The 3,252-nt window shown below is 32.9% G+C and carries 3 protein-coding genes; all 3 read left to right on the forward strand.

All coding sequences use genetic code 11. From position 1 onward, the window contains the following. Positions 1-502: 502 nt before the first annotated feature. The 3 genes from HPY60_11725 to HPY60_11735 all read left to right on the forward strand — a co-directional run bounded on the left by HPY60_11725 (position 503) and on the right by HPY60_11735 (position 3,099). Positions 503-991, forward strand: a complete 489-nt coding sequence (locus tag HPY60_11725; GenBank protein ID NPV51844.1) for a hypothetical protein — start codon at positions 503-505, stop codon at positions 989-991. A 91-nt stretch (positions 992-1,082) separates the two neighbouring features. After that, positions 1,083-1,739 (forward strand): hypothetical protein, encoded by a 657-nt coding sequence (locus HPY60_11730; GenBank protein ID NPV51845.1) that lies wholly within the window; start codon positions 1,083-1,085, stop codon positions 1,737-1,739. 358 nt (positions 1,740-2,097) lie between these two features. Beyond that, positions 2,098-3,099: a hypothetical protein gene (locus tag HPY60_11735; protein NPV51846.1), complete on the forward strand. Its 1,002-nt coding sequence runs from the start codon at positions 2,098-2,100 to the stop codon at positions 3,097-3,099. Positions 3,100-3,252 lie beyond the last annotated feature (153 nt).

A 3,252-nucleotide genomic window follows, 5' to 3' on the forward strand; every position in this document is an offset into this window, starting at 1 on the left:
CCTTTAGACCGAATTCTTTCTCTGGCCGGGCTAACACCTGATATTTATACAATCATTAGGAAAAGGCCGCATTATTTACTGGAATGAAAAATGTGGAATCCTCGTAATTAAGGGTGCGAAATGTAGGGTATAACATTATTAGCACAATTAATTGGAGCAATAAATCAACTGACGGGAAAATCTAAACCATTTTGGGAAAAGGCAGAGAGTACAAGGTGAAAGGAGTCTTATAAATGAAAATAGCTATAACGGGTACAGGTTATGCTGGATTAGCCACAAGCGCATGATACTTGTTGTTAATTAGAGATACATCATTTTTGACTTAAAAATTTATGACAAAATGTGATTTTTACTTCTATTAACTGGAATTTCACGTTACTTCCAGAGCGAATAGTAGAAATGGAGGGATGGTAAAATTTTTTTATTATTACGGTACATGATATTTTTTCTTATAATTTTTCTAATAATAGGGTGCATGTTTTGGGAAATTTTCGAACAATTAATGTTTTTCGGGCATGCTTCAGGCAATGTAGATTTAAAAGATATCCAATTATGGGATATTACAATTAAGGAGTATTTAAAAGACCCTTTATGGATTGAAAGAGATAGCTATGATGCAGGGCACTACTTGATGGTTCCATTGCATGCTGCTTTTATCAATAAACAGAGGGAATGGCAGCAGCAATTTGCCGAGCATTTCAATCGATTTGTAGAATCATATCCGAGAGAAATTAGTATAGGCCGACTAAACAGACTACATTATCTTTACCTAGCAAGTAGGTATCTAGTTCTATCAGCTAAATCTAACCAAGAAGAGCTAATTCCTCCTAAACTACCAGAGATCTTATTCAACGAAACGAAACGTTTTTGGCAGGAAGAGGCAGCTTGGCAGTGGGCAAGAAAACCTTTTTCTGGTGGCATAAGGGAGCGTGTCTTATGGAAACTAAGCCAAAACAGCACAAAAAAAAAACTACTACCGCGCTATAATTGATGAAGAACTTTTTATTTTCGCCATTGGTGCTGATTTACTTACCTATACCAGAATAAAAGGGATTGAACCCCCTTCATTTCTTGAGGATATATTGGAAACTGCAGATTGTGTTTTTGAACGAAGAATTGTGTGGCAGGAAAATGGTGGCTGGCTGTTTCAACCCGGTATACTAGAAGATCATCCAGATTATGCATATGCAGGACATAAAGTAAAGAAATTTGGAATGAAACCGTTACCTGTTGAAGGTATAGCTATGGATTCTTCACATAGCCATAGGTTTCCACTTTGGCTTACAAGCTTAGCTGATGCACATCCTGAAGGTTCAACAAAACGAGCTTTTTATGAACGACTTAAAAAAGAATTAGAAATTCAGCTATTTAACAAAGTAATAATCCCTCCAACCGAAGAATTTCAAGCGTGGCGTATGACTAATTATATGGATGGTTATAATGGAATATACCGTTGGAACTATGTTACCCAAGGAATGAATAACGGATATGGGCCTTATGAACTATCAGGAACTCTTTTGCTTGGTTGGTGGAGTTTTTTAAGTTCTTCACGAATACAGAATGTTTACAACGATCTTGCACGCAATTTCCCTTTGCCAGAAGAGGTAATTAAAACTTATACAGGGCCAAACACCACGCGAGAAAGACATCCACTCGTGAAGCTTCCAGAGGCATATAAAAATGGCATGATTGAGATAATTGTAAGATTAGCATCAAAAATATCTGTCAATGTTCAGTAATGGATTGGTGATAGTATGACTTATATAAAGTCCTATAAAAAATTGAACTTTTACTTTTCTAAAAGAGAGTTAACTAGAAAGTCGCTTTTTGTTTTAGTTGTTTTTTTAGTTCGGATCTCACTAGATATCAGCTATATTTTTGTCGTCGAACCATACTTTTCTTATATGAGTTTTTTTCTTCAGATTAATGAGTTAAAAATTCTTGAATCCTACGTTCTAACATTAATTTTAGCTTTTAATTATACCATACAAAGTTAAAAAACCTTCAGATTTTCTTATAGTATTACTTTTTTTATTACCTATTTTACCTACGCTTTCTTTATACGGATTAAAAAATGAAAATAGAATATTTACCTACATGATCGTAGTATCGTTTTTAGTAATATTATTGGTTAAACAGGTTCCGTTGGTTAACATTGTAAGACTTAGAAATGGTAAATTAGCAGGAATTATCATTTGCATTTTGGCCATTATTGTAGTTGTTGCATGGTTGATTAACACGGGTAGTTTAAAATATTTTAATCTAGATCTTAAACGGGTATATGAATTTAGAAGAAATGTAAGTTCCATAATTAATGTCGGTGTTTTTTCATATCTTAATGCATGGGTTTTTAAAGTTTTTAATCCTGCTATGATAGCTTGGACTTTTTATCGAAAGAATTATAAAACGTTTGTAATTTTTACCAGTTTACAGGTATTGTTTTATGCTATTAGTGCTCATAAATCTGTTTTGTTCTATCCAGTTTTAATTTTAATAATTCAAATAATTATAGAATGGCGTTTTTCTTTACATTTAATTTGTTTAGGGATTATAGGGGTAATAGGTATAAGTTTTTTTGCACTTAAATTAGATTATATTCTGCCAGCTTCTTTTTTTATTAGGCGGCTCTTTTATACTCCAGCATTGTTGAACTATGCTTATTATAATTTTTTTTCGCAGGCAGGCTATGTATATTTATCAAGTAGTATATTTTCATCTATAATTAAGTATCCTTTTCCATATCCCGCACCGATGATGATTAGTTATTATCTACAGGGTCATACCGATACATGGATGAATAATGGTTTTTTGGCATGTGCCTATATGCATTTTGGATTTATTGGAATGGTTCTATTTTCACTTTTTGTTGGATTACTATTTTATTTAGTTGATACTTTAGTGTTAGGCAAACAATCTACCAGGTTTGGTTTGTCGTTAGTAGTAATTCCCTTTTTCATCCTTTTTACTAGCGCAGATCTTACTACAGCTTTACTAACTCACGGTGTTGGAATTAATTTATTTTTACTTTGGTTGTTTGAATCTGATAAAGGTCTTATAAAAAAACAATTCGGAGGAGATAAAATTGACGGTAAAAGCTAAAATTGCTCACCTCACTTCTGTCCATTCAACTTTTGATACCCGAATTTTTCATAAAGAATGTAAGACATTAGTTAATGCTGGTTATGATTTAGTTTTAATTAAGCCCCACAATTGTGATGAACGAATTGATAATATACGCATAAAAGCAATTTA

The sequence above is a fragment of the Methanofastidiosum sp. genome, assembly GCA_013178285.1.
GTDB lineage: Archaea > Methanobacteriota_B > Thermococci > Methanofastidiosales > Methanofastidiosaceae > Methanofastidiosum.

Coding starts and splice junctions, on each gene's coding strand:
- HPY60_11725 (NPV51844.1), top strand. CDS start 503: ATGTTTTTCGGGCATGCTTCAGGCAATGTAGATTTAAAAGATATCCAA.
- HPY60_11735 (NPV51846.1), top strand. CDS start 2,098: ATGATCGTAGTATCGTTTTTAGTAATATTATTGGTTAAACAGGTTCCG.